The 25,006-nt window shown below is 71.4% G+C and carries 16 protein-coding genes; 6 read left to right on the top strand and 10 right to left on the bottom strand.

What is annotated here, in order from left to right; translation table 11 throughout:
- Positions 1 to 6 precede the first annotated feature (6 nt).
- The 3 genes from ACIO6U_RS28815 (at position 7) to ACIO6U_RS28805 (ending at position 2,667) form a co-directional block, all read left to right on the top strand.
- Positions 7 to 633: a DUF6230 family protein gene (locus tag ACIO6U_RS28815; protein WP_355349616.1), complete on the top strand. Its 627-nt coding sequence runs from the start codon at positions 7 to 9 to the stop codon at positions 631 to 633.
- A gap of 98 nt (positions 634 to 731) precedes the next feature.
- Positions 732 to 1,334 (top strand): DUF6114 domain-containing protein, encoded by a 603-nt coding sequence (locus ACIO6U_RS28810; RefSeq protein ID WP_355349613.1) that lies wholly within the window; start codon positions 732 to 734, stop codon positions 1,332 to 1,334.
- Positions 1,324 to 2,667 carry a hypothetical protein gene (locus ACIO6U_RS28805; RefSeq protein ID WP_401723519.1) on the top strand — a complete coding sequence of 448 codons (1,344 nt, stop codon included), beginning with the start codon at positions 1,324 to 1,326 and terminating at the stop codon, positions 2,665 to 2,667. Before ACIO6U_RS28810 ends, ACIO6U_RS28805 begins: the two co-directional genes overlap by 11 nt.
- Positions 2,668 to 2,769: 102 nt before the next feature.
- On the opposite strand, the gene pyk is transcribed toward ACIO6U_RS28805, so the two are convergent.
- The 3 genes from pyk to pta form a co-directional block, all read right to left on the bottom strand.
- Positions 2,770 to 4,188 carry a pyruvate kinase gene (gene pyk, locus ACIO6U_RS28800; protein WP_355349607.1) on the bottom strand — a complete coding sequence of 473 codons (1,419 nt, stop codon included), beginning with the start codon at positions 4,186 to 4,188 and terminating at the stop codon, positions 2,770 to 2,772.
- 75 nt (positions 4,189 to 4,263) lie between these two features.
- Positions 4,264 to 5,412, bottom strand: a complete 1,149-nt coding sequence (locus ACIO6U_RS28795) for an acetate/propionate family kinase (RefSeq protein ID WP_401723516.1) — start codon at positions 5,410 to 5,412, stop codon at positions 4,264 to 4,266.
- Entirely contained in the window at positions 5,409 to 7,490 is a 2,082-nt protein-coding gene (gene pta / locus ACIO6U_RS28790; RefSeq protein WP_355349601.1) for a phosphate acetyltransferase, read from the bottom strand. Before pta ends, ACIO6U_RS28795 begins: the two co-directional genes overlap by 4 nt.
- A 178-nt stretch (positions 7,491 to 7,668) precedes the next feature.
- Here pta and ACIO6U_RS28785 point away from each other — a divergent pair, with 178 nt between their 5' ends.
- Together ACIO6U_RS28785 and ACIO6U_RS28780 are read left to right on the top strand one after the other, a co-directional pair.
- Positions 7,669 to 8,667, top strand: a complete 999-nt coding sequence (locus tag ACIO6U_RS28785) for a 2-hydroxyacid dehydrogenase (RefSeq protein ID WP_401723513.1) — start codon at positions 7,669 to 7,671, stop codon at positions 8,665 to 8,667.
- Between the two features lie 109 nt (positions 8,668 to 8,776).
- A complete protein-coding gene (locus tag ACIO6U_RS28780) occupies positions 8,777 to 9,802 on the top strand; it encodes an ATP-dependent 6-phosphofructokinase (protein ID WP_355349595.1) in 1,026 nt (341 codons plus the stop codon).
- 58 nt (positions 9,803 to 9,860) lie between these two features.
- Here the strand turns inward: ACIO6U_RS28780 and ACIO6U_RS28775 are convergent, their stop codons facing one another.
- The 5 genes from ACIO6U_RS28775 to ACIO6U_RS28755 form a co-directional block, all read right to left on the bottom strand.
- Positions 9,861 to 10,877, bottom strand: a complete 1,017-nt coding sequence (locus ACIO6U_RS28775) for a chitinase (RefSeq protein ID WP_355349592.1) — start codon at positions 10,875 to 10,877, stop codon at positions 9,861 to 9,863.
- Between the two features lie 200 nt (positions 10,878 to 11,077).
- A complete protein-coding gene (glgB, locus tag ACIO6U_RS28770; protein ID WP_401723508.1) occupies positions 11,078 to 13,615 on the bottom strand; it encodes a 1,4-alpha-glucan branching enzyme in 2,538 nt (845 codons plus the stop codon).
- The gene (locus tag ACIO6U_RS28765) at positions 13,612 to 15,147 is read right to left on the bottom strand and encodes a maltokinase (RefSeq protein WP_401723505.1); all 1,536 of its coding nucleotides are present in this window, start codon (positions 15,145 to 15,147) and stop codon (positions 13,612 to 13,614) included. The genes glgB and ACIO6U_RS28765 overlap by 4 nt, the downstream gene beginning before the upstream one ends.
- Positions 15,148 to 15,589: 442 nt before the next feature.
- Positions 15,590 to 17,290 carry a maltose alpha-D-glucosyltransferase gene (gene treS, locus ACIO6U_RS28760; protein ID WP_355349586.1) on the bottom strand — a complete coding sequence of 567 codons (1,701 nt, stop codon included), beginning with the start codon at positions 17,288 to 17,290 and terminating at the stop codon, positions 15,590 to 15,592.
- The gene (locus ACIO6U_RS28755) at positions 17,287 to 19,272 is read right to left on the bottom strand and encodes a maltotransferase domain-containing protein (protein WP_391044652.1); all 1,986 of its coding nucleotides are present in this window, start codon (positions 19,270 to 19,272) and stop codon (positions 17,287 to 17,289) included. The genes treS and ACIO6U_RS28755 overlap by 4 nt, the downstream gene beginning before the upstream one ends.
- Positions 19,273 to 19,993: 721 nt before the next feature.
- Between ACIO6U_RS28755 and glgP the strand changes: the two genes are divergently transcribed.
- Positions 19,994 to 22,603, top strand: coding sequence for an alpha-glucan family phosphorylase (gene glgP / locus ACIO6U_RS28750; protein WP_401723501.1), 2,610 nt, complete (start codon positions 19,994 to 19,996; stop codon positions 22,601 to 22,603).
- A gap of 264 nt (positions 22,604 to 22,867) precedes the next feature.
- Here the strand turns inward: glgP and ACIO6U_RS28745 are convergent, their stop codons facing one another.
- On the bottom strand, positions 22,868 to 24,412 hold the full coding sequence (locus tag ACIO6U_RS28745; RefSeq protein WP_391161522.1) for a DEAD/DEAH box helicase: 1,545 nt from the start codon (positions 24,410 to 24,412) through the stop codon (positions 22,868 to 22,870).
- A 51-nt stretch (positions 24,413 to 24,463) separates the two neighbouring features.
- Positions 24,464 to 24,667: a cold-shock protein gene (locus ACIO6U_RS28740; RefSeq protein WP_188279682.1), complete on the bottom strand. Its 204-nt coding sequence runs from the start codon at positions 24,665 to 24,667 to the stop codon at positions 24,464 to 24,466.
- Between the last annotated feature and the right edge of the window lie 339 nt (positions 24,668 to 25,006).

The raw sequence follows: 25,006 nt of genomic DNA, 5'->3' as shown, positions 1-25,006 counted from the left end.
GGAAAAATGGAGTCGCTCGTTCGTGGCGGTACCAGATGGCGGCGGTTCGCCGTCGTCATGGTGCCGAGTGTCGCGGCTACGGCCGCGGTGGGTATAGCCATCGCTCAGGGCGCGCTCGCCGCGTCATTCAGCGTGTCAGGTCAGCAGTTCAAGGTAACGGCGGATCACCTGGACGGCACCGGCTTCGAGCAGTACGGCGCGCTCGACGTTCAGCACGGTGGCAAGTACATTCCGGTCGCGGTCTCGGCGTTCACCGACGCCACCATCAACGGCCTGTGCCAGTCCGTGGTCGTCCCGACGCCGATCGGTGACGTGACCCTGAAGTTGACCGCCGGCAAGGACCCGAAGAAGCCGGTTGTGGCACACAACCTCTACATCGACCTCGACCAGCTCGACGCCGATGCGGAGTTCCGGAACATCAACATCGGTGTCGCGGCCGGTGACAGTCACAAGGGTCCTGGCATCAAGGACAAGGACGCGACGGACCCAGGGTCGTTCGCCCAGGAGGCCGACCGGGCCATCCTCGACGGCGTGCACCAGACCGCCTGGGCCACCAGCGCGGGCACCTTCAAGCTCGCGGGCCTCAGCCTCGGCGTCAAGAAGGGCTCCGGCGCCGGGGTGGAGTGCTACTAAGCACCGCCTGAGTGGTCCGGGTGAGCCGCGCGGGACGCGGCTCACCCGGCGCCACCGATCGATCTCTCAGCAAAGCCAGTCCCAGGGAGCTGTTTCCTATGAGCGCCGAGTCAACAGGACTGAGTGCCCGGATCCGTTATTGGCGGCTGTCGTTCCGCCACTGGCGTTGGGGGCGCCCGTTCTGGGCGGGTCTGCTGACCCTCCTCGCCGGAGTGCCGATCGCCTACTTCCCGTACGCGAACCTCACGCTCGGCCAACTGACCGTCCGGATGGCGACGACCGCGGGCTCCGGCTCGCTGATCATCGGTGTCCTGCTGTTCGTGCTCGGCCTCACCATGTGGTTCCAGAGCGCGGTACGCATCTTCGCCGGTGTCGCGTCGATCCTGCTCGCCCTGGTGTCGCTGGTGGTCTCCAACTTCGGCGGCTTCCTCGTCGGCTTCCTGCCCGCGCTGCTCGGCGGCGCGCTCGCCGTCTCCTGGGCGCCGGGTGTCCCGGCGACCGACGAGCCGGGCGAGAAGGCGGAGCTGCCCGACGGCGCCCCTGAGGGCGGCGGCGACGAGAACGCTCCGCCCACCCTGCCCGCGCAGTCCCAGGGGCCCCACGAGCCCGCTGAGGCGTACGGACAGCCCGAGCCGGTCCACGCCGGAGCGCGGCCCGACGAAGAGAACACCGAGGAGAACGGGAGGCACCGTGCTGGGTGACGACGCTCAGCAGGCCGAGAGCGACGGGTCCCGTAACCGGGCCACCTCGGGACCGCGGCACGCGGCTCCCCGCAAGTCCCTGCTGACCAAGCTGCACGTGCCCGCCGGGAAGGCGGTCGCCCTGGCCGCGATGCCCACGGCCGTGCTGATGGGCATGGGCTTCACGCCGCACCTCGCGCAGGCCGACGAGATGCCCAAGAACCCGTACAAGCCCGGCCCCTGCGTGACCCAGTCGGACACCCCGAGCCCTTCGGCCTCCAAGAGCGCGGCGGACGGCAAGGCCACGGACAAGCCGGGCGGGCAGGAGACGTCGAAGCCGACGACCGGCCCGAGCCCGTCGAGCAGTCCGAGTCCTTCCACGAGCCCGGAGGCGCCCGCGCCGACCGACTCGGCGAAGGCCCCGTCGTCCGACAGCGGCGCCGACAGCAAGACCGAGAACACGTCCCGGGCGACCGGCACGCCGAGCGCGACCCCGAGCCCGACCAAGTCGGTCAACCCGTGGGACCCGCTGGGCCTGGGCGACCTGGTGAGCGGGCTGCTCGGCGGCGGCAAGACCCCGACCGCGACGCCCACCACCCAGGCCCCGCAGCCGGACCCGGCGCCGACGACCGCGAAGCCCGAGCCGAGCACGTCGCCGTCGGCGAGCGCGCCCGCCAAGGGCGACGACCCGGTGGGCACGGCCGGCAAGACCGTCAAGGACACCGTGGACACCGCCGTCGGCGGTCTCGACAAGACGGTGAAGGACGCCAAGGACGCCAAGGACGCCAAGGACGCGGCCAAGGACGCCAAGGACAAGGCGTCGCCCAGTGCCACCCCGAGCGCGGGCGGCACCGACGACCCGCAGTCCTACCCGTGCCCGGTGTACGACGCGAAGGCGCTCGCCGACGCCGATGTCGAGCAGGGCATACCCCTGCTGCCGGACACCCCGTGGGTCCTGAAGACCACGAAGCTGACCCTGCACGGCCTGTCGTACCACGGCATAGTCAAGGTCAAGACGCACAACGGCACGGTGAAGGACGTCCTGAAGTTCACCGTCTCCGGCATCGACATCGACAATCTGCACCAGATAGTCGACGGCCCCAAGGGCACGAAGACGAACGTCGAGGCGGCCAAGGGCTCCACCTCGAAGTTCACCAACGGCACGGTGACGCTCTACACCGAGTCCCTCAGCGGCAATCTCCTCGGGCTGATCCCCATCACCTTCACCCCGAAGGCGCCCCCGCCGCTGACCCTCCCCGAACTGTTCTTCACCAACGCCACCGTCATCCAGGCGGCCCAGTTCGGCGGCACCCTCCACGTCCCCGGCATGCACATCTACGGCACCCCCGGCTAGCCGAGCCCCCAACGCCGCGCGGCCCGCACCCCTTTCGGAAGGGGCGCGGGCCGCGGGCGGTTGCTGGTCGCTGGTCTCTGGTTTCTACGGGGGAGGGGGTGGTCAGTCGCCGAGGTGGTGGACGCGGACGAGGTTGGTGGTGCCGGGGACGCCCGGAGGGGAGCCGGCGGTGATGATGACGGTGTCGCCCTTGGCGTACTCGGAGAGCTTGAGCATCTCGCGGTCGACGAGCTCGACCATGGCGTCGGTGTTGTCGACGTGCTCGACCACGAAGGACTCCACACCCCAGGTCAGCGCGAGCTGGTTGCGGGTGGCGGGGTCGGTGGTGAAGGCCAGGACCGGCTCGGGCACGCGGTAGCGGGCCAGGCGGCGGGCGGTGTCACCGGACTTGGTGAAGGCGACCAGGGACTTGGCGTCCAGGAAGTCGCCCAGCTCGGCGGCGGCACGGGCCACGGCGCCGCCCTGGGTGCGGGGCTTCTTGCCGGGGGCCAGCGGCTGGAGCCCGCGGCACAGCAGCTCCTCCTCGGCGGCCACGACGATCCGCGACATCGTCTTGACGGTCTCGATCGGATACTTGCCGACCGACGACTCGGCGGACAGCATGACCGCGTCCGCGCCGTCCAGGATCGCGTTGGCCACGTCGGACGCCTCGGCGCGCGTGGGCCGCGAGTTGGTGATCATCGACTCCATCATCTGGGTCGCCACGATCACCGGCTTGGCGTTGCGCCGGCACATCTCGACCAGCCGCTTCTGCACGACCGGCACCTGCTCCAGCGGGTACTCCACGGCGAGGTCGCCGCGCGCCACCATCACCGCGTCGAACGCCGCGACGACGCTCTCCATGTTCTCGACCGCCTGCGGCTTCTCCACCTTGGCGATGACCGGGACGCGGCGCCCCTCCTCGTCCATGACGCGGTGCACGTCACGGACGTCCTTGGCGTCGCGCACGAAGGACAGCGCGACCATGTCGACGCCCATCCGGAGCGCGAACCGCAGGTCGTCGATGTCCTTCTCGGACAGCGCCGGCACGTTCACCGCGGCGCCCGGCAGGTTGATGCCCTTGTGGTCGGAGATCACGCCGCCCTCGACCACCAGCGTGCGGACCCGCGGGCCCTCGACCTCGATGACGCGCAGCGCCACGTTGCCGTCGTTGATCAGGATCGGGTCGCCCTTGGAGACATCGCCCGGCAGACCCTTGTACGTGGTACCGCAGATGGACTTGTCGCCCGCGACGTCCTCGACGGTGATGGTGAACTCGTCGCCCGCGATCAACTCGACCGGTCCGTCGGCGAATTTGGCGAGGCGGATCTTGGGACCCTGGAGGTCGGCGAGGACTCCGATCGCCCGGCCGGTCTCGGCGGCGATCTTACGGACGCGCTGGTAGCGCTCCTCGTGCTCGGCGTGGCTGCCGTGACTGAAATTGAAACGGGCCACGTTCATGCCCGCCTCGACCAACGACTTGAGCTGGTCGTAGGAGTCGACGGCGGGACCCAGGGTACAGACGATCTTGGCTCGGCGCATGGGCGCTATCCTATCGGTTTGTTCCGCTCCGGAATATTCCAGGGGCGGTCGTGGCTGCGGGACGGTCAGCCATGCTTATTCGGTCGCCAGTACGTAAGTATCGCGGGCGATCTCCAGCTCTTCGTCAGTGGGCACCACCGCGACGGCCACCCGCGACGCCGCCGCCGAGACCAGCCGGGCCGCAGTGCCGCGAAGCGCGTTGCGTACAGGGTCCATAGTGACACCTAGATTGTCGAGACCCAACAAAGCCGCTTCGCGAACTGCGGCCGAATTCTCGCCGACGCCCGCCGTGAAGGCGATCGCGTCCACCCGGCCCAGCACCGCGCTGAAGGCCCCTACGTAACGGCGGATCCGGTGCGCGTAGACGTCGAAGGCGAGCTGCGCCGCCCGGTCGCCCTCGGCCATCCGGCGGCCGATCTCCCGCATGTCGTTGTCACCGCACAGGCCCAGCAGACCGCTGCGCTTGTTCAGCAGCGTGTCGATCTCGTCGGTGCCCATGCCGGCCACCCGCTCCAGGTGGAACACCACCGCCGGGTCGAGGTCGCCGGAGCGGGTGCCCATGACCAGGCCCTCAAGGGGCGTCAGGCCCATCGAGGTGTCCACGCACACCCCGCCGCGCACCGCGGAGGCCGACGCGCCGTTGCCCAGGTGCAGCACGATCACGTTGACGTCGGCCGGCTCCCTGCCGAGCAGCTCCGCCGTCGCCCGCGAGACGAAGGCGTGCGAGGTGCCGTGGAAACCGTAGCGGCGGATGCCGTACCGGTCGGCGGTCGCCGCGTCGATCGCGTACCGCGCCGCGGCCTCCGGGATCGTCGAGTGGAAGGCCGTGTCGAAGACCGCGACCTGCGGCAGATCGGGCCGCAGCTCACGCGTCACCTTGATACCGGTGATGTTGGCCGGATTGTGCAGAGGTGCCAACGGCACCAGCTCCTCGATCGCGGCCACCACCTCGTCGGTGATCAGCGTCGGCTCGGTGAAACGCGTACCGCCGTGCACCACCCGGTGGCCGATCGCCGCCAGCTCCGGCGAGTCCAGGCCGAGGCCCTGCCCGTCGAGCTGCTCCGCCACGGTGTGCAGCGCCGCCGCGTGGTCGGGCGCACCGCCGCCCTCGCCGATCCGCTCCACCAGACCGGTCGCCAGACGCGCGTGGTCGGCCATGTCCAGCAGTTGGTACTTCACCGACGAGGAGCCGGAGTTGATGACCAGTACACGGGTCGCGCTCACGGGTTCTCTCCCTGGGCCTGGATCGCGGTGATCGCGACCGTCGTGACGATGTCCTGCACCAGCGCGCCGCGCGACAGGTCGTTGACCGGCTTGCGCAGACCCTGGAGCACCGGTCCGACGGCGACCGCGCCCGCCGAGCGCTGCACCGCCTTGTACGTGTTGTTGCCGGTGTTCAGGTCGGGGAAGATCAGCACGGTCGCCTGCCCGGCCACCGCGGACCCCGGCATCTTGGTGGCCGCCACCGAGGGCGCCACCGCCGCGTCGTACTGGATCGGCCCCTCCACCAGCAGGTCGGGCCGCCGCTCGCGGACCAGCTCGGTGGCCGCCCGCACCTTGTCGACGTCCGCGCCCGAGCCCGAGGTGCCGGTCGAGTACGACAGCATCGCGATCCGCGGCTGTACGTCGAAGCGGGCCGCGGTGCCCGCCGCCTGGATGGCGATGTCCGCCAACTGCTCGGCGTCCGGGTCCGGATTGACGGCGCAGTCGCCGTACACCAGCACCTTGTCCGCCAGGCACATGAAGAACACCGAGGAGACGATCGCCGCGTCGGGGCGGGTCTTGATGATCTCGAAGGCCGGGCGGATCGTCGCGGCCGTGGAGTGCACCGCGCCCGACACCATGCCGTCGGCCAGGCCCTCCTGGACCATCAGGGTGCCGAAGTACGACACGTCCGCGACCACGTCGTACGCCAGCTCGTAGCTGACGCCCTTGTGCGCGCGCAGCTGCGCGTACAGCGCGGCGAACCGGTCCCGCAGCGGTGAGGTCTGCGGGTCGACGACGCTCACGCCCGGCTGGTCGAGGGAGATCCCGAGGTCGGCCGCCTTCTTGCGCAGCGTGTCCTCCTCGCCGAGCAGGATCAGGTCGCAGACCCCGCGGCGCAGCAGCACCTCGGTGGCCCGCAGGATTCGTTCCTCGCCGCCCTCGGGCAGCACGATCCGCTTGCGCGCCGACCGCGCCCGCTCGATCAGCGCGTGCTCGAACATCATCGGCGTCACCCGCGCCGACCTGGCGACCGACAGCCGCTCGGTCAGCTCCGCGGTGTCCACATGCGTCTCGAACACGCCGAGCGCCGTCTCCGCCTTGCGCGGTGTGCCCGCGCCCAGTTTGCCGTCCAGCGCGAACAGCCCGGCCGCCGTCGGGAAGGAGCCGGTCGCCACCGACAGCACCGGGGTGCCGGGCGCCAGCCGGTTCGCCAGCGCCAGGATGTGCGGCGGCGGCTTCTCGTCCAGCGTCAGCAGCACCCCCGCGATCGGCGGCGACCCCGCCGAGTGCGCCGCCAGCGCCCCGATCACCAGATCCGCCCGGTCGCCGGGCGTCACCACCACACAGCCGGGGGTCAGCGCGGGCAGGAACGTCGGCAGCATCGCGCCGCCGAACACGAAGTCCAGCGCGTCCCTGGACATCCCCGCGTCGTCGCCCAGCAGCACCCGCGCGCCCAGCGTCTCCGCGATCTGCGCCACCGTCGGCGCCGACAGCGCGGGCTCGTCCGGCAGCACGTACACCGGCACGTCCGGGACCCGGCCCAGCCGCTCCGCCGCCTCCGCGACCTCCGCCGGGGCCACCCGGTTCGCGATCATCGCGATCACGTCGCAGCCCAGATTCGTGTACGCGTGGTACGCGTTGCGCACCTCGGCGACCACCGACTCCGCCGACTGCTCCAGACCGCCGATCACCGCGAGCACCGACGCGCCGCACTCGTTCGCCAGCCGCGCGTTGACGCCCAGCTCCGCCGGGAGGTTGGTGCCCGCGAAGTCGGACCCCAGGATCAGCACCGTCTCGTACTCCGCCGCCACCCTCAGGTAGCCGTCCACCAACCGGGCGGTCAGCGCCTCCTGGCCCTGCTCGGCCTGGAGCGCCGCCGCCTCCTCGTACCCCATGCCGAAGACGCTCGCCGCGTCCTGGGTCAGCCGGTAGCGGCTGCGCAGCAGCTCGAAAATACGGTCGGGGGTGTCGTGGACCAGCGGGCGGTAGACGCCGACCCGGTCGACCTGGCGGGTCAGCAGCTCCATCACCCCCAGCTCGATCACCTGGCGGCCGTCGCCGCGGCCGATCCCCGTGAGGTAGACGCTGCGCGTCACGCTTGATCCGTCCGTTCTGCCCTGAACCCTTCGCGTACGGCCGTACGCACCCCTGACGCTAACGCTCCCGGGTACCGCCTGCCGCCCAGGGGCACCTGCCCGCCTCCGCGAGGCGTGGCGCGGGGCGCGCGGCGCGCACGTAGAGTGAGGAAGGACTCACGTAAGGAGGGCCGGTCCTGTGGACGTGTTGGCGACTGGGGTGCAGCGCGACGAGCGCCCTCTGCTGGAGGCGGCCTTCGGGGCGCGCCATCAGGTGCGGTGTCTTGAGACGTTCCTCACCAAGGACACCTTGCCGCTGGCGGCGGGGTACGAGGCCGTGTCGACGAGTGTGAACGCGGTGCTGGACGCGCCGGTGCTCGAAGCCCTGGTGCGCGGCGGCACGAAGCTGATCGCGCAGCGCTCGACGGGCTACAACAACATCGACCTGGACCACGCGGAGCGGCTGGGGATGACGGTGGCGCGCGTGGCCCGCTACTCCCCGTATTCGGTGGCGGAGTTCGCCTGGACGCTCGCCTCGGCGCTGAACCGGCGGATCGTCCGGGCCGCGAGCCGCACGCGCGACTTCGACTTCCGGCTCGACGGCCTGCTCGGCCGGGACTTCCACGGCCGTACGGTCGGCGTGGTCGGCACCGGCAGGATCGGCACCGCATTCACCGCCATCGCCCGCGGCTACGGCATGCGGATTCTCGGCTGGGACATCGCGGTCAACCCCGCCTGCACCGAACTGGGGATGGAGTACGTCGAACTGGACCGGCTCTTCCGGGAGTCGGACCTGATCAGCCTCCATGTGCCGCTGATGCCCTCCACCCACCACCTGGTCGGCGAGCGGCGGCTGGCGCTGATGAAGGACGACGCGATCCTGATCAACTCCAGCCGCGGCGGCCTGATCGACTCCGCCGCGCTGGTCGAGACGCTGCGCGAGGGCAGGCTCGGCGGCGTCGGGCTCGACGTGTACGAGGAGGAGGCCGGGGTCTTCTTCTACGACAAGTCGCTGGAGGTGATGACGGACGACACCCTGGCCCGGCTGCTGACCTTCACGCATGTGCTGATCACCTCGCACCAGGCGTACTTCACGGTGGACGCGATCGACGAGATCGTCGCCGCCACCGTCCGCAATGTGGACGACTATGTGGCGGGCCGGATCACCGAGTGCACGCTGGTCCCGAAGTCCCCGTGACCTGGAGCCCCGCTCCGGGGTGACCAGGCGCTGTGATCCACTGGATACCGACAGCGCGTGACAGCACGCGCCACAGCAGCAGCCGACGACCGTCTGGAGAGACAGGCCCATGCGTATCGGAGTCCTCACCGCCGGCGGCGACTGCCCCGGCCTCAACGCCGTCATCCGGTCGGTCGTGCACCGCGCGCTGACCGGGTACGACGACGAGGTCATCGGCTTCGAGGACGGCTTCGTCGGCCTGTTGGAGGGCCGCTTCCGGCCGCTCGACCTCAACTCGGTGAGCGGCATCCTCGCCCGCGGCGGCACCATCCTCGGCTCGGCCCGGCTGGAGCGCGCCCGGCTGCGCGAGGCGGCGGACAACGCGGACGAGATGTGCGCCGAGTACGGCATCGACGTGCTGATCCCGATCGGCGGCGAGGGCACGCTGACCGCCGCCCGGATGCTCTCCGACGCCGGGATGCCGGTCGTGGGCGTGCCCAAGACCATCGACAACGACATCAACGGCACCGACCGCACCTTCGGCTTCGACACCGCCGTGACCGTCGCCACCGAGGCCATAGACCGGCTGAAGACCACCGCGGAGTCCCACCAGCGCGTGATGGTGGTCGAGGTGATGGGCCGGCACGCCGGGTGGATCGCCCTGGAGGCGGGCATGGCTGGCGGCGCGCACGGCATCTGCATCCCCGAACGCCCCTTCGAGCCGTCCCAGTTGGTGGCGATGGTCGAGGAACGCTTCGCGCGCGGCAAGAAATTCGCCGTCATCTGCGTCGCCGAGGGCGCCCACCCGGCCAAGGGCAGCATGGACTACGGCGTCGGCGAGATCGACAAGTACGGGCACGAGCGCTTCGCGGGCATCGGCGCCACGCTGGCCATGGAGCTGGAGGAGCGGCTGGGCAAGGAGGCCCGCCCGGTCATCCTCGGCCACGTCCAGCGCGGCGGCGTGCCGACCGCGTACGACCGGGTGCTGGCCAACCGCTTCGGCTGGCACGCGGTGGAGGCCGCCCACAAGGGCGCCTTCGGTCACATGACCTCGCTCCAGGGCACGACGATCGGCCTGGTCCCGCTGGCCGACGCCGTCACCCAGCTCAAGACCGTCCCCGAGGAGCGCATGGAAGAGGCGGAGTCGGTCTTCTGACCCCGCCCCTTCCGCTGCTGCCCTCGCCCGAGGCCGGCTGAGGCCGTCTGACGCGGCCTCAGCCGGTGTACGCGGCCAGGGCCTTGGTGAAGTCGTACGTGTTCTGCGTGATGCCGCTGCACGAGTCGCCAGCGGACTCGCCGGAGCCGCACTTGCGGTCCCGGTTGAGGGCCCAGAAGCTGACGCGGGCCAGGTGGTGGCCGGTCGCGTAGGACACGATCGACTTGAAGTCCGCGAGCGAGACGGTCTCGCCCGCGCTGTCGGTCTTGCCGTTCATCGAGGACAGGCCGACCTTGCGGTAGGCGGCGTCGGAGGACAGCCCGTACGCGCTGGCGACGGCGTTCTTCAGGCCGTCCACCGCCGACTTGGTGGTGGCCAGCATGTCGGTGGTGCCGCCCTGGTCGTAGTCGAAGGGCATGACGGCCCAGGCGTCGATGTTCAGCCCGGCGGCGGCGCCCTTCTTGATCAGGTCCTTGCCCGCGGAGTCGGGCCCGGTCGGCGTGGTGCCGAAGGTGACGTAGATCTTCAGGGCGCTGTTGTTCGCGCGGACCGTCTTGAGCGCGTCGACCACCCGCTGCCGCACGGTCGCGTTGCTGAACTCGCCCGCCTCGATGTCGATGTCGATCGACTTCAGGGAGTAGGCGTCGATCACCTTCTGGTACGCCCCGGCGAGCGCGGACGCCGATGTGCACTTCTGGCCCAGCTTGTTGCCGCTGTAGCCGCCGAAGGAGACGGTGACGTCACCGCCCGCGTTCCTGATCGCGTTGATCGTGGACTGGTCGGTGCCGCCGGTCAGCGCGCGGCTGCCGTCCCACTTCGGGTTGCAGCCGCCGTCGGAGAGCATGAAGGCCATCGTGAACTGCTTGATGCCGGTCGCCGACATCACCGACGTGGCCGAGGGCGGGTTGCCCCAGCCCAGGTAGAGATAGGGCGCCGAGATGCCGCTGGGCAGCGCGGTCGCCGCCGCGTGGGCGGAACCGGCCGCCGTGCCGAGGCCGAGCGCGAGGGCGGCGGTCAGCCCGGTGGCGGCGGCGAGGGCGGTCCTGCGGAGGCGGGGGGTTGCGGAGGACGACATGGGGGGACACTCCTTGCCTGAGCGGGGAGTCGAGCTTCCGGAAGGGCCCGGAAAGGCGTTGCCGGAACGGTAGTAGCGCTGGCGTGTCCGCAACAAGGGTTTTGGTTAGGAAACTTTCCTGTCCTGCTGGTGGGGCGCAAACGGCCCCCGCGGGGCGGGCCGTCGCCCGGCCCGCGGGGGCCGTGTCCGTCATGCGGGGGCTACGCCGGGCGCAGCCAGAGGGTCGCCAGCGGGGGAAGGGTCAGCGAGATGCTGTGGGGCTGGCCGTTCCAGGGCGTCGGCTCGCTCTTGACGGGCTCGGCGACCACGACGCCGCTGCCGCCGTAGCGGGCCTCGTCGGTGTTCAGCACCTGCTTCCAGACGACGTCGGGGGAGCCGAGGCGGTAGTTCTCGCGGACGACGGGGGAGAAGTTGCTGACGCACAGCAGCGGGTCACCCGCCTCGTCGTAGCGGAGGAAGGAGAAGGTGTTGTCCTCCACCGCGCCGCCGTCGATCCAGGTGAAACCGCTGGGGTCGGTGTCGAGCTGCCACAGCGCGGGCGCGGCCGTGTACGCCGCGTTCAGGTCGCGGACCAGGTCGCGTACGCCCTTGTGGTCGGCCGCGGCCGGGTAACTCTCGTCCAGCAGCCACCAGTCGGGGCCGTTCTCGTGCGACCACTCGGCGCCCTGCGCGAACTCCTGCCCCATGAAGAGCAGTTGCTTGCCGGGGTGCGCCCACATGAAGCCCAGGTACGCCCGTACGGTGGCCCGCTGCTGCCACCAGTCGCCGGGCATCTTCGCCACCAACGAGCCCTTGCCGTGCACCACTTCGTCGTGCGAGATGGGCAGCACGTAGTTCTCCGAGTACGCGTACACCATGGAGAACGTCATCTCGTTGTGGTGGTACTTGCGGTGCACCGGCTCGTGCGAGACGTAGTCCAGCGAGTCGTGCATCCAGCCCATGTTCCACTTCAGGCCGAAGCCGAGGCCGCCGAAGCCGGCCGGGCCGACCAGGTGGGTGGGCCGGGTGACCCCGTCCCAGGCCGTGGACTCCTCGGCGATGGTGACGGTGCCGGGACAGCGCCGGTAGACGGTCGCGTTCATCTCCTGGAGGAACGCCACCGCGTCCAGATTCTCCCGGCCGCCGTACGCGTTGGGCAGCCAGTCGCCGCCCTCGCGGGAGTAGTCGAGGTAGAGCATCGAGGCCACCGCGTCCACCCGCAGCCCGTCGATGTGGAACTCCTCGCACCAGTACACGGCGTTCGCCACAAGGAAGTTGCGCACCTCGGTACGGCCGAAGTCGAACTCCAGGGTGCCCCAGTCCGGGTGTTCCGCCCGGCGCGGGTCGGCGGGCTCGTACAGCGGCGCGCCGTCGAACCGGGCCAGTGCCCAGTCGTCCTTGGGGAAGTGCGCGGGCACCCAGTCCATGATCACGCCGATCCCGGCCGCGTGCAGGGCGTCCACCAGGTACCGGAAGTCGTCGGGCGAGCCGAGCCGCGAGGTCGGCGCGTAGTACGACGTCACCTGGTAGCCCCAGGAGCCGCCGAAGGGGTGCTCGGCGACCGGCATCAACTCCACGTGCGTGAAGCCGAGTTCCTTCACATACGCGGGCAACTGCTCGGCCAGCTCACGGTAGGTCAGCCCCGGCCGCCACGAGGCCAGGTGCAGCTCGTAGACCGAGAACGGCGCCCGGTGCACCGGGAGTTCGCCCCTGCGGGCCATCCACTCCTGGTCGGCCCACTCGTACGCCGACTCCGTGACGACCGACGCGGTCGCGGGCGGCACCTCGGTGGCCCGCGCCATCGGGTCGGCCTTCATCCCGCGCGAGCCGTCGGGCCGGGTGATCTCGTACTTGTACGCCGTCCCGGCGCCGACGCCCGGCACGAACAGCTCCCACACCCCGGTCGCGCCCAGCGAGCGCATCGGGAAGCCGGTGCCGTCCCAGTAGTTGAACTCCCCGGCCACGCGCACCCCGCGCGCGTTCGGCGCCCACACCGCGAAGCGCGTACCGGTCACGCCGCCGTGCGTCATCGGCCGGGAGCCCAGCGCCTTCCACAGCTCCTCGTGCCGCCCCTCCCCGATCAGATGCAGGTCCAGCTCCCCGAGGGACGGCAGGAAGCGGTACGGGTCCTCCACGATGTGCTCGCCGTCGTCGTACGTGACGGCCAGCCGGTACTCCGGCACGTCGGTGCGGGGCAGCACCGCGGAGAAGAGGCCGTCGGCCTCGTCGGTGAGGTCGAACCGCTCGCCGTCCACGACGGCCGCCACCGCCCGTGCGAACGGCCGCAGCGCCCTGATCCGGACGCCGCCGTCCACCGGGTGCGCCCCCAGCACTCCGTGCGGGTCGTGGTGCGCGCCGTCCAGCAGCCGTCGGCGGTCGTCGCCGACCAGGCTTCCGGGTTCCGGCCCGAAGGAGGGCTCGGGGTCGGCCCCGGACCTCCCGCCGGTGGTGGGCTGCTCGCGCTCACGCGGCGGCAGCGGCACGTCGGACTCGGCCCCGCGCCCCTGCGGGGCGCTCTCCGCGAGTCGGCCGGTCGCGGCCGGGCCCGCGCCGGGCACCGTGACCGCCGGTGCCACAGGACCCGCGCCCGGCACCGGGGCGGCCGGTACCGCCGCGGCGTCGGACGAGGGGGCAGGCGGGGTCGTATCCGCAAGCGGGGCCGGCACCGGAGCCGTGCCGGAGGCGGCCGGGTGGGGGGTGCCGCGGTCGTAGCCGCGCGCCTGGGCCTCGGGGAGGAAACGGTCGTCGGGGCGTGTCACGGGCTGGACTCCTCAGAAGGGGCGGCGTCAGAAGTGGCGGCGGCCAGGCGGGCCAGGGCGGAGAGCGGGATGGGGAGCCAGGCGGGGCGGTGCCGCGCCTCGTACCGGGCCTCGTAGACCGCCTTGTCGGTCTCGAAGGCCCGTATCAGCACGGGCTGTTCGCGCGGGTCCACCCCGGACACGGCGGCGTACCCGGCGCAGAAGGCGTCCCGGTGGCGGGCGGCCCAGGGACCGTTGCCGCTGTGGTGGGCGGCGTAGTCGAAGGACCGCAGCATGCCCGCCACGTCCTGGACCGGCGGCGCCGCCCGGCGCCGTTCGGCCAGCGGCCGGGCGGGCTCGCCCTCGAAGTCGATCAGCACCCACTCGCCGTCCGGACCGCGCAGCGCCTGCCCCAGGTGCAGGTCGCCGTGGATCCGCTGGGCGGTCACCGCGTTGCCGGGTGCCGCGCCGAGCCGCGCGAGGTCGTCGAAGGCCGAGCGCAGCGCCGCGACGTGCGGCCGTACGGCCGGGACCTCCTTCGCGGTCTCGTCCAGCCGCCGGGTCATCGCCGAGGCGATACGTTCCAGCGCTGGGCCGTCCAGGGTACGGACCGGCAGCGCGTCGGCCAGAGCGCCGTGCACCTCGGCCGTGGCGCGGCCGAGCGCCGCCGCCTCGCCGGTGAAGTCGCCGTCCTCGGCGACCGAGGCCAGGGCCAGGGCCCAGCCGTCGGACGAGCCGGGCAGGAAGCGCTGGAGCACACCGAGCGTGGTCGGCTCCGTCGTGCCCGCCGCCGCGCCCTGCGGGCCCATGACGCCCTCCGGCGGCAGCGCCTCGAACCAGGCGACCGGCTCCGCGACCCGCCGCGAGCCCTTGTGGGCCAGCGCGAGCGACAGCTCCAGGTCCGGGTTGGTGCCGGGGGAGACGCGGCGGAACAGCTTGAGGATGTAGGCGTCCCCGTACACGACCGAGGTGTTGGACTGCTCGGCGGTGGAGACGCGCGGGGTCAGCCCCGGCGGGAACTCCTCCTGCGGTTCGACGCTGAAACGCAGCCGCCCGGTGGTGCCGGGCGCGCGGAGCCGTTCGAGCAGCAGCGCGGCCAGCCGGGGGTCGTGCGGCGCGTCGTAGAGCGTCAGGCCGTCGTACGGGCCGCCGACGGCCGGGCCGAGCGCGGCCCGTACCAGCGCCGACGGCAGCAGCGGGTGCGCGCCGAGCAGCAGTTGGTAGCAGTCGGCGGGGCGGCCGGGCTGCTCGACGTCCACCAGGACGTGCAGCAGCCCCAGCGGGCCGAGCCGGCCGCCGGGAGGCATCAGCTCGGTGGCCGCGGCCAGCCGGAAGCCGCCGATGGGCAGGCCCTTGCCGGCGAACCAGCGCTGTTTGGGCAGCCAGGAGCGCAGCAGCGGTTCGAGCGACCGCAGCAGGCCGGGCGCCAGCGGCCGCCCGGCGACGGGCGGCACACCGCTCGCGGACGGCACGTCCGGGCCGGTCGGCGAAGCGGCGGCCGAGGCGGCGGCCGGAGCGGATGAGGAAGCCGCGGCCGAGCGCGCGTCCGTCACGGGGCGTGACCCCGACACGGATGGTGAACTCGATGGTGAATTCGATACGGACGGTGAGGTGGATCCGGATGGTGAGGTGGGTACGGAAGGAGCACGGGTCCAGGAGCGGTCCGACATGACGTCCTTTCCCCGGGGAGTCGCGCACCCGGCCGCTTCGACGCGCGGCGGGGGCGCCAGCCTCCCGGATGACGGGTTCGGGCTGTCCGGCGACACGGGGAGCCTGCCCCGGGCGGGTGACAGGAAACCGCCGTACGGCCCGCCCGCGTGACGATCATGTGTCAGCGAGCCGACGTACGACGGAATGCGCCCCGCGGGTGCTGCTGGGGTACTCCGGATACTGCCAGGGGTCCGGGATGCCCGCTACTCGGAGCGGGGGCCGGCCGCGGGGGCGGTGCGCCACCCGCGTCGGCTGCGGGGGGCCGGTCGCTCCGGCCCCCCGCCGTCACACCTGCTCGCGGCGGAGCCGGAACCAGTAGAAGCCGTGGCCCGCGAGGGTGAGCAGGTACGGCAGTTGACCGATCGCGGGGAAGCGCACCCCGCCGATCAGCTCCACCGGGTGCCGCCCGGCGAAGCTCCGCAGATCCAGCTCGGTGGGCTGGGCGAACCGCGAGAAGTTGTTCACGCACAGCACGAGGTCGTCGCCGGACTCGCGCAGGAACGCCAGCACGGCCGGGTTGCTCGACGGCAGCTCGGTGTAGGAACCGAGCCCGAAGGCACGGTTCTGCTTGCGGATCTCGATCATCCGCCGCGTCCAGTGCAGCAGCGAGCTGGGTGAGCTCATCTGCGCCTCGACATTGGTGACCTGGTACCCGTAGACCGGGTCCATGATCGTGGGCAGGTAGAGCCGTCCGGGGTCGCTGGACGAGAAGCCCGCGTTGCGGTCGGGGGTCCACTGCATCGGTGTACGGACCGCGTCCCGGTCACCGAGCCAGATGTTGTCGCCCATGCCGATCTCGTCGCCGTAGTACAGGATCGGGGATCCCGGCAGGGAGAGCAGCAGCGCGGTGAACAGCTCGATCTGGTTGCGGTCGTTGTCCAGCAGCGGTGCCAGCCGCCTGCGGATGCCGATGTTGGCGCGCATCCGCGGGTCCTTGGCGTACTCCGCGTACATGTAGTCGCGTTCCTCGTCGGTCACCATTTCGAGGGTCAGCTCGTCGTGGTTCCGCAGGAAGATGCCCCACTGGCAACTCGCCGGGATGGCGGGAGTCTTCGCCAGGATTTCCGACACCGGGTAGCGCGATTCCCGCCTGACCGCCATGAAGATGCGCGGCATGACGGGGAAGTGGAACGCCATATGACATTCGTCGCCGCCCTTGCGGAAGTCGCCGAAGTAGTCGACGACGTCCTCGGGCCACTGATTGGCCTCGGCCAGCAGCACGGTGTCGGGGTAGTGCGCGTCGATCTCGGAGCGCACCTTCTTCAGGAACTGGTGGGTACGCGGCAGGTTCTCGCAGTTGGTGCCCTCCTCCTGGAAGAGATAGGGCACCGCGTCCAGCCGGAAACCGTCGATCCCGAGGTCGAGCCAGAAGCGCAGCGCGGCCAGGATCTCCTCCTGCACCCGCGGGTTCTCGTAGTTGAGATCCGGCTGGTGGGAGAAGAACCGGTGCCAGTAGTACTGCTTGCGCACCGGGTCGAACGTCCAGTTCGAGGTCTCGGTGTCGACGAAGATGATGCGGGCGCCGTCGTACTGCTTGTCGTCGTCCGCCCAGGTGTAGAAGTCCCCGTACGGTCCCTCCGGGTCGCTGCGAGACTGCTGGAACCACTCGTGCTGGTCGCTCGTGTGGTTCATGACGAAGTCGATGATCACGCGCATGCCGCGCTGGTGCGCGGCGTCCACGAATTCCACGAAGTCCGCCAGGTCGCCGAATTCCGGCAGCACGGCCGTGTAGTCGGCCACGTCGTATCCGCCGTCCCGCAGCGGTGACGCGAAGAACGGCGGCAACCAGAGGCAGTCCACGCCGAGCCACTGGAGATAGTCCAGCTTGGCGGTGATGCCTTTCAGGTCGCCTACGCCGTCTCCGTTGCTGTCCTGGAAGGACCGGACGAGGACTTCGTAGAACACCGCCCGTTTGAACCAGTCGGGATCACGGTCCTTGGCCGGTGTGTCCTCGAAGGTGTCAGGGACGGGTTCGTTGACGATCAACTGAGTGACCCTCCGATCGAAGGAGACGGTCGCAGCGACAGGACATGCGCGGGCGCGCGGCCCGGCTCAAGGCGCACATAGTTGTCTCTGCCCCAGTGGTAGGTGTCCCCGGTGAGCTCGTCGCGCACCGGGTATGACTCGTGCCAGGAGAGCCCGAGTGCCGGCATGTTCAACGAGACGGTGGCCTCCTGGGTGTGGAACGGGTCCAGGTTGACGACCACCAGTACGACATCGTCGTCGCGGCGCTTGGAGTAGGCCAGTACCGCGCTGTTGTCCACTGGGTGAAATGTGATGTCCCGTAGCTGCTGGAGCGCCGGGTGACGGCGGCGCAGCCGGTTGAGCGTGGTGATCAGCGGGGCGAGCGAGCGGCCCTCGGCCTCGGCCGCCGCCCAGTCCCGCGGCCGGAGTTCGTACTTCTCCGAGTGCAGGTACTCCTCACTGCCGGGCTTGGCAGGGGTGCCCTCACACAGTTCGAAGCCCGCGTAGACGCCCCAGGTGGGCGAGAGCGTCGCGGCGAGCACCGCCCGCGCCTCGAAGGCCGGACGGCCGCCGTGCTGGAGGAAGGCGTGCAGGATGTCGGGGGTGTTCACGAAGAAGTTGGGCCGCATCCACGCTGCCGCCTCCCCGCTCAACTCCCGCATGTAGTCGGTCAGTTCGCTCTTGTCGTTACGCCAGGTGAAGTACGTGTACGACTGCTGGAAACCGATCTGGCCGAGGGTGGCCATCATCGCGGGACGGGTGAACGCCTCCGCCAGGAAGATCACGTCCGGGTCGGTGCGGTTGATGTCCGCGATGACCTTCTCCCAGAACACCACCGGCTTGGTGTGCGGATTGTCCACCCGGAAGATCCGCACCCCGTGCGCCATCCAGTGCCGCAGCACCCGCAGGGTCTCCCTGACGATGCCCGCGAAGTCCTCGTCGAAGGCGATCGGGTAGATGTCCTGGTACTTCTTCGGCGGATTCTCCGCGTACGCGATCGTGCCGTCCGCGCGGTGCGCGAACCACTCCGGGTGCTTGGCCACCCACGGGTGGTCGGGCGAGCACTGGAGCGCGAAGTCCAGCGCCACCTCCATCCGCAGCTCGCGGGCCCGCTCCACGAAGTGGTCGAAGTCCGCCAGGGTGCCCAGGTCCGGGTGGACGGCGTCGTGCCCGCCCTCGGGGGAGCCGATCGCCCACGGCGAGCCGACGTCGTCGGGGCCGGGCGTCAGGCTGTTGTTCGGGCCCTTGCGGAAAGCTGTGCCGATCGGGTGAATGGGCGGCAGATAGACCACGTCGAACCCCATCGCGGCCACCGCGGGCAGCCGCTCGGCCGCGGTACGGAAGGTGCCCGAGCGCGGCGGGGCGCCCTCTTCGAGCACCGCACCCTCCGAGCGGGGGAACAGCTCGTACCAGGACCCGTACAGCGCCCGCTCCCGCTCCACGTGCAGCGGCAGCGGCCGGGAGGCGCTGACCAGCTCGCGCAGCGGATACCGGTCGAGTGCGCCGACCACGTCGTCCGCCAGCGCCGCCGCGTGCCGGGCGGCGGGGGTGCGCGAGGCGTCCCGCAGCGCGTCCACCGCGGCCAGCACCCCCGCCCTGCCGTCGCTCTTGGGCACCCCCGCCGCCGCCCGCTCGTGCAGCAGCGCGCCCTCGGCCAGCACCAGTTCGGTGTCGATCCCGGCGGGGATCTTGATGCCCGCCGCGTGCCGCCAGGTCGCCACCGGGTCGGACCAGGCCTCCACGCAGTACGTCCAGCGCCCCTCGGCCGTCGGGGTGACGCGCGCGCCCCACCGGTCCGTGCCGGGCTCCAGCTCGCGCATCGGCGTCCACGGCCCCGACCTGCCGGTCGGGTCCCGCAGCACCACGTTCGCGGCCACCGCGTCGTGCCCCTCCCGGAACACGGTGGCGGTCACCTCGAAGGTCTCTCCTGCCACCGCCTTCGCCGGGCGGCGGCCACAGTCCACCAACGGACGGACATCGACGACGGGAATACGACCGATCATTGCCTCACCTGACAGCGCTGTGGATGGGACGGCGGAGATGGGGGGCGCCGGACAGCGGCCCACGGCGGCGGCGAGCAGCGTCGCGACGGGCCGCTCCCTCGCGGGCCCCCGCTCTTTTTAGCTGTTCCGGGCAGTGCGGGCTTGCCTGCATGGCCGCTCCAGTCCGCGTTCACTCGTGTGGAGGTGATAGGTGACGATCCGGGACGATTGCTGCCATGACTGTGGTGCCGTACGTGTGGTGCCGTGGGACCTGACGGTGCGTTGTGACGCTGTGTGGTGCAGTCTCGTGCTCCGCGCGAAGCCCCGCAATCGGAGCCTGCCCACGCTCCGCGAGACGAAAGCACCTCACCGAAGCGTTTCGGGAGCGCGTCACGAATGCTCAATCCGCCACCCCCGACCTGCCCCTGACGCCATTGTGGGGCCGACCACGGGCGCGCCTGACACGCGCCCCCGAGAGCGCCCCCGCGCACGCCCCCACCGTACGCGAAGCACCCGACACGCCCGCGTACGGCCGTACCCTCACGTCACCCGGAACCCCCAGGGCGACGGCGGTCACGCGCCGGGCCGGTGACCCCCGACCGGGCCCGTACGACCTGCCCCGCCCACCGGCGTGATCCGCACTGCGACCGGTCGCTTCCGTGAGCCGCCGTTCGCGCGTTTGAACCACCGGATCGTGGACACTGGCCGCAGGCCCCCCGCCATCGGGTCTACGGTCGAATACGTGAAGGCAATCCGTCGATTCACCGTGCGCACCGTCCTGCCGGAACCTCTGCGCCCGCTCGGGGAGCTGGCCCAGAACCTACGCTGGTCATGGCACCCGGAGACCCGGGAGCTGTTCCAGAGCGTCGACCCCGTGGGCTGGCGGGCCGCCCAAGGCGACCCCGTGCGGCTGCTCGGCGCCGTGTCCAAGGAACGGCTCGCCGCGCTCGCCGGGGACCGGCGCTTTCTGCGCCGCCTGGCCGCCGCGGCGGAGGAACTGGCCGACTACACCAGCAACCCCCGCTGGTATCAGGAACAGAGCGACCTGCCCGCAGCCATCGCCTACTTCTCACCCGAATTCGGCATCACCGCCGCGCTGCCGCAGTATTCCGGCGGCCTCGGCATCCTCGCCGGCGACCACCTGAAGGCCGCGAGCGACCTCGGCGCCCCGATCATCGGCGTCGGCCTGCTCTACCGGCACGGCTACTTCCGCCAGACCCTCTCCCGCGAGGGCTGGCAGCAGGAGCAGTACCCCGTCCTCGACCCCAACGAACTGCCCGTCACCCTGCTCCGCGAGACGAACGGCGCCCCCGCCGAGGTCTCCCTCGTCCTGCCCGGCGGCCGATCGCTGCGCGCCCAGATCTGGAAGGCCCAGGTCGGACGCGTCCCGCTGCTGCTCCTCGACTCCGACGTCGAGGCCAACGAACCCGCCGAGCGCGATGTCACCGACCGGCTCTACGGCGGCGGCAGCGAGCACCGGCTGCTCCAGGAGATGCTGCTGGGCATCGGCGGCGTCCGCGCCGTCCGCACCTACTGCCGGATCACCGGCCACGCCGAACCCGAGGTGTTCCACACCAACGAGGGCCACGCCGGTTTCCTCGGCCTGGAGCGCATCCGCGAACTGGCCCTCGAAGGGCTCGACTTCGACGCGGCGCTGGAGGCCGTACGGGCCGGGACGGTGTTCACCACGCACACCCCCGTCCCCGCGGGCATCGACCGCTTCGACCGCGAACTGGTCGGCCGCCACCTCGGCGACGGCGGCGAGCTGCCCGGCGTCGACATAGGCCGCGTCCTCGAACTGGGCATGGAGACCTACCCCGGCGGCGACCCCAACCTGTTCAACATGGCGGTGATGGGCCTGCGGCTGGCCCAGCGCGCCAACGGCGTCTCCACCCTGCACGGCTCCGTCAGCCGCGAGATGTTCGCCGGGCTCTGGCCGGGCTTCGACCCGGAGGACGTGCCGATCACGTCCATCACCAACGGCGTGCACGCGCCCACCTGGGTCGCCCCCGAGGTGTTCCGGCTCGGCGCCCGGCAGATCGGCACGCAGCGCGCCGAGGACGCCCTGACGGTCGGCGGCGCCGACCGCTGGGAGGGCATCGCCGACATCCCCGACGCCGCCGTCTGGGAACTCCGCCGCGAACTGCGCGAACAGCTCGTGGAGGACGTACGGCGCCGGGTCCGCGAGTCCTGGCGGCAGCGCGGCGCGGGAGAGGCAGAACTGGGCTGGACCGACAGCGTCCTCGACCCCGACGTGCTCACCATCGGCTTCGCGCGCCGGGTCCCGTCGTACAAGCGGCTCACCCTCATGCTGCGCGACCAGGACCGGCTGATGGACCTGCTGCTGCACGCCGAGCGGCCGATCCAGATCGTGGTCGCGGGCAAGGCGCACCCGGCCGACGACAGCGGCAAGCGGCTGGTCCAGGAGTTGGTCAGGTTCACCGACGACCCCCGGGTCAGGCACCGCATCGTCTTCCTGCCGGACTACGACATGCGGATGGCGCGGCTGCTCTACCCCGGCTGCGACGTCTGGCTCAACAATCCGCTGCGTCCGCTGGAGGCCTGCGGCACCTCGGGGATGAAGGCCGCGCTCAACGGCTGCCTCAACCTGTCGGTGCTCGACGGCTGGTGGGACGAGTGGTTCGACGGCGACAACGGCTGGGCGATCCCCACCGCCGACGGCGTCATCGACGAGGACCGCCGCGACGAGCTGGAGGCCGCCGCGCTCTACGACCTGCTGGAGAAGCAGGTCGCGCCGCGCTTCTACGACCAGGGCGCGCAGGGCCTGCCCGGCCGCTGGATCGAAATGGTCCGGCACACCCTCACCACCCTCGGCCCGAAGGTGGTGGCCGGCCGGATGGTCCAGGACTACGTCCGCACGCTGTACGCGCCCGCCGCCCGTTCGCACCGCGCCGTACACGGGGAGGAGGCCGGGGCGCTGGCCGCCTGGAAGCGGCGGGTACGGCAGCAGTGGCCGCGGGTCTCGGTCCAGCACGTGGAGACCGGCTCGGTCGGCGGCACCCCGGAGCTGGGCTCCACGCTCACCCTCCGGGTGGAGGTCGCCCTCGGCGAGCTGGACCCGACGGACGTCGACGTCCAGCTCCTGTCCGGCCGCGTCGACGCCGCCGACCGGCTCGCCGATCCCACCGTCGCCTCGCTCAAGCCCACCTCCCGCACCGACAGCGCGGGGCGCTACCACTACGAAGGGCCTCTCACCCTCGACCGCACCGGCCCCTTCGGCTACACCGTCCGCGTCCTCCCCACCCACCCCCACCTGGCCACTCCCGCCGAGCTCGGCCTGATGGCCATCCCCCCGGAAACGGAGGGCATGACCGCCGGCCTCCTCCGCTAACCGCCCTCCGACCGGGGCCCGCCTCCTCAGCGGAGCTGGCCTCCGGCCGGGTGCTTGCCTCCGGCGTGGGGTCGGCCTTTCGGCCGGGGCTTTGCCCGGTGCCTCCGGCTCGTGTGGTGCAGGGGGCGGAGGCTTCGGGTCGCCGATTCGGCCTGCGGGCGGGGGCTGTTTCGGAGCCGCTCGCCGGCCGAGGCGGTGCGGCGGAGAGGGGGAAGCGCCCCCGCCGAGGGGATCGGCGGGGGCGCTTCGGTGTGCGGGGTGGGGTCAGGCCGCGCGGCCTGAGCTGCCGGTGTCGCCGCCGCGGGCGCGGCGGCCCACCGCGCCGCCGCGGCCGGCGGCGGCGCCGGGGCCGGTGCGGCGGCCGCGGCCGGCGGCGCCCTCGTTGGCGGTGGCGCCGGTACGGCGGGATGCGGCCTTCTTGGCGGGCTGCTGACGCTCACCGGCGGTGGCGGCGCCGCCGCGCCCACTGCCGCCACGACGGCGGCGGGACGGGGCCGCGCCGGGAGCCTTGGCCTTGGGCGCCGGGACCTCGGCGGCGGGCAGCGTGACCGGGGTGCCGGACGGCTGCCGGGCACCGGTGATCCTGACCAGATCCGCGTCGCCCGGACGGACCCGGGCGGTGTGCGGCCGGATACCGGCCTGCGTCATGAGCCGGGCGTTCTCGCGCCGCTGCTCGGGCAGCACCAGCGTGACGACCGTGCCGGACTCACCGGCCCGCGCCGTACGCCCGCCGCGGTGCAGATAGTCCTTGGCCTCGGTCGGCGGATCGACGTTCACGACCAGGTCGAGACCCTCGATGTGAATCCCGCGCGCCGCGACATTCGTGGCCACCAGGGCGTCGGCCGTCCCCGTACGGAACTGGTCGAGCGCCCGGTTCCGCTGTGGCTGCGACTTGCCGCCGTGCAGCGCCACCGCCCGCACCCCGAGGCCCAGCAGGTGCTTGGTGAGCCGGTCGGCGCCGCGCTTGGTGCCGACGAACATGATCACGCCGCCCTGCCGGGCGGCGATCTCCGCGGTCACCGCCCGCTTGGTCGCCTCGTCGACGTGCAGCACGTGGTGCTCCATCGTCGTCACCGTCGCGGACGACGGGTCCACCGAGTGCGTGACCGGATTCTTCAGGAACCGCTTGACCAGCTTGTCGACATTGCGGTCCAGCGTCGCCGAGAACAGCATTCGCTGCCCGCCCGGCTTGACCTGCTCCAGCAGCCGCGTGACCTGCGGCAGGAACCCCATGTCGGCCATCTGGTCGGCCTCGTCCAGTACCGTCACGCCGACCTGGTCCAGCGAGCAGGCGTGCCGCTCGATCAGGTCGAAGAGCCGTCCGGGCGTCGCGACCAGGATCTCGGCTCCGCCGCGCAGCGCGGCGATCTGCTTGGTGATGGAGGCGCCGCCGACCACCGCGGTGGTCCGCAGCCCGAGCACCTTCGCGTACGGCGCGAGCGCGTCGGTCACCTGGGTGGCCAGCTCGCGGGTGGGCACCAGCACCAGCGCCAGCGGACGCTTGGCGTCGGCGCGGCGGCCGAGCGCCTTGACGCGGGTCAGCATCGGCAGGCCGAAGGCCAGCGTCTTGCCGGAGCCGGTACGGCCGCGGCCGAGCACGTCACGGCCGGCGAGCGAGTCCGGCAGCGTCGCGGCCTGGATCGGGAACGGTTCTGTCACCCCGTCGGCGTCCAGGGCGGCGACCAGCGCCGGGTCGAGCGGAAGCTCGGAGAACAGCTTTACGGGGGACACGGGTGACAAAAGCGGGATTCCTTCCTCGGGCCGCCACGGCGGGAGCCATTGCGGCGGCTGCACGCGAGAGGCCCGCACCGTGCGGTGCGGGCCTCCCGTTACCGAGCGTCGCGGCCCGGTTACTCTGAATTAGAGCGGACGGATGTTCTCCGCCTGCGGGCCCTTCTGGCCCTGCGTGACGTCGAACTCGACCTTCTGGCCCTCAAGCAGCTCACGGAAGCCCTGGGACTGAATGTTCGAGTAGTGGGCGAACACGTCCGGGCCGCCACCCTCCTGCTCGATGAAGCCGAAGCCCTTTTCCGAGTTGAACCACTTCACGGTTCCGGTAGCCATAACAATCTCCCTATGGTGGGGCAGTTTCCAAACCCGCACTGTACGGATATGGGTCGCTGTAGATGATCACCCCACACCGGAGAAATCCGGCAAAACAAAAGTGCGCCCGGAATCGCAATCATCCAGGCGCACAAAAAGTTCTGGGTACCACAACTGCAACGCGACCAGCCTACCAGAGTCCTGCGGCCTCCGGTCGATCTTGTCCCGGCGAGTTCCTCCGCCCGGGTCCTGGGGCGGGGGGGGGGCCCCCCGCCGCCCCCCCCACCCCCCCCCCGGGGGGGGGGGCGGGGGGCGGGGTGTCTAAGGGGCCACAAAATGGGGGCGCGGGGCCCGCGGGGC

The sequence above is a fragment of the Streptomyces sp. NPDC087422 genome (genome assembly GCF_044744145.1).
Lineage (GTDB): Bacteria > Actinomycetota > Actinomycetes > Streptomycetales > Streptomycetaceae > Actinacidiphila.
The sequence above is the reverse complement of the archived record's forward strand: the minus strand, read 5'-3'. Positions and strand labels throughout refer to the sequence as shown.

Excerpts from the sequence above, each read along its gene's own strand:
- ACIO6U_RS28815 (WP_355349616.1), top strand. The coding sequence starts at position 7 with ATGGAGTCGCTCGTTCGTGGCGGTACCAGATGGCGGCGGTTCGCCGTC.
- ACIO6U_RS28810 (WP_355349613.1), top strand. The coding sequence starts at position 732 with ATGAGCGCCGAGTCAACAGGACTGAGTGCCCGGATCCGTTATTGGCGG.
- pyk (WP_355349607.1), bottom strand. The coding sequence starts at position 4,188 with ATGCGCCGAGCCAAGATCGTCTGTACCCTGGGTCCCGCCGTCGACTCC.
- ACIO6U_RS28780 (WP_355349595.1), top strand. The coding sequence starts at position 8,777 with ATGCGTATCGGAGTCCTCACCGCCGGCGGCGACTGCCCCGGCCTCAAC.
- ACIO6U_RS28775 (WP_355349592.1), bottom strand. The coding sequence starts at position 10,877 with ATGTCGTCCTCCGCAACCCCCCGCCTCCGCAGGACCGCCCTCGCCGCC.
- ACIO6U_RS28755 (WP_391044652.1), bottom strand. The coding sequence starts at position 19,272 with ATGATCGGTCGTATTCCCGTCGTCGATGTCCGTCCGTTGGTGGACTGT.
- ACIO6U_RS28740 (WP_188279682.1), bottom strand. The coding sequence starts at position 24,667 with ATGGCTACCGGAACCGTGAAGTGGTTCAACTCGGAAAAGGGCTTCGGC.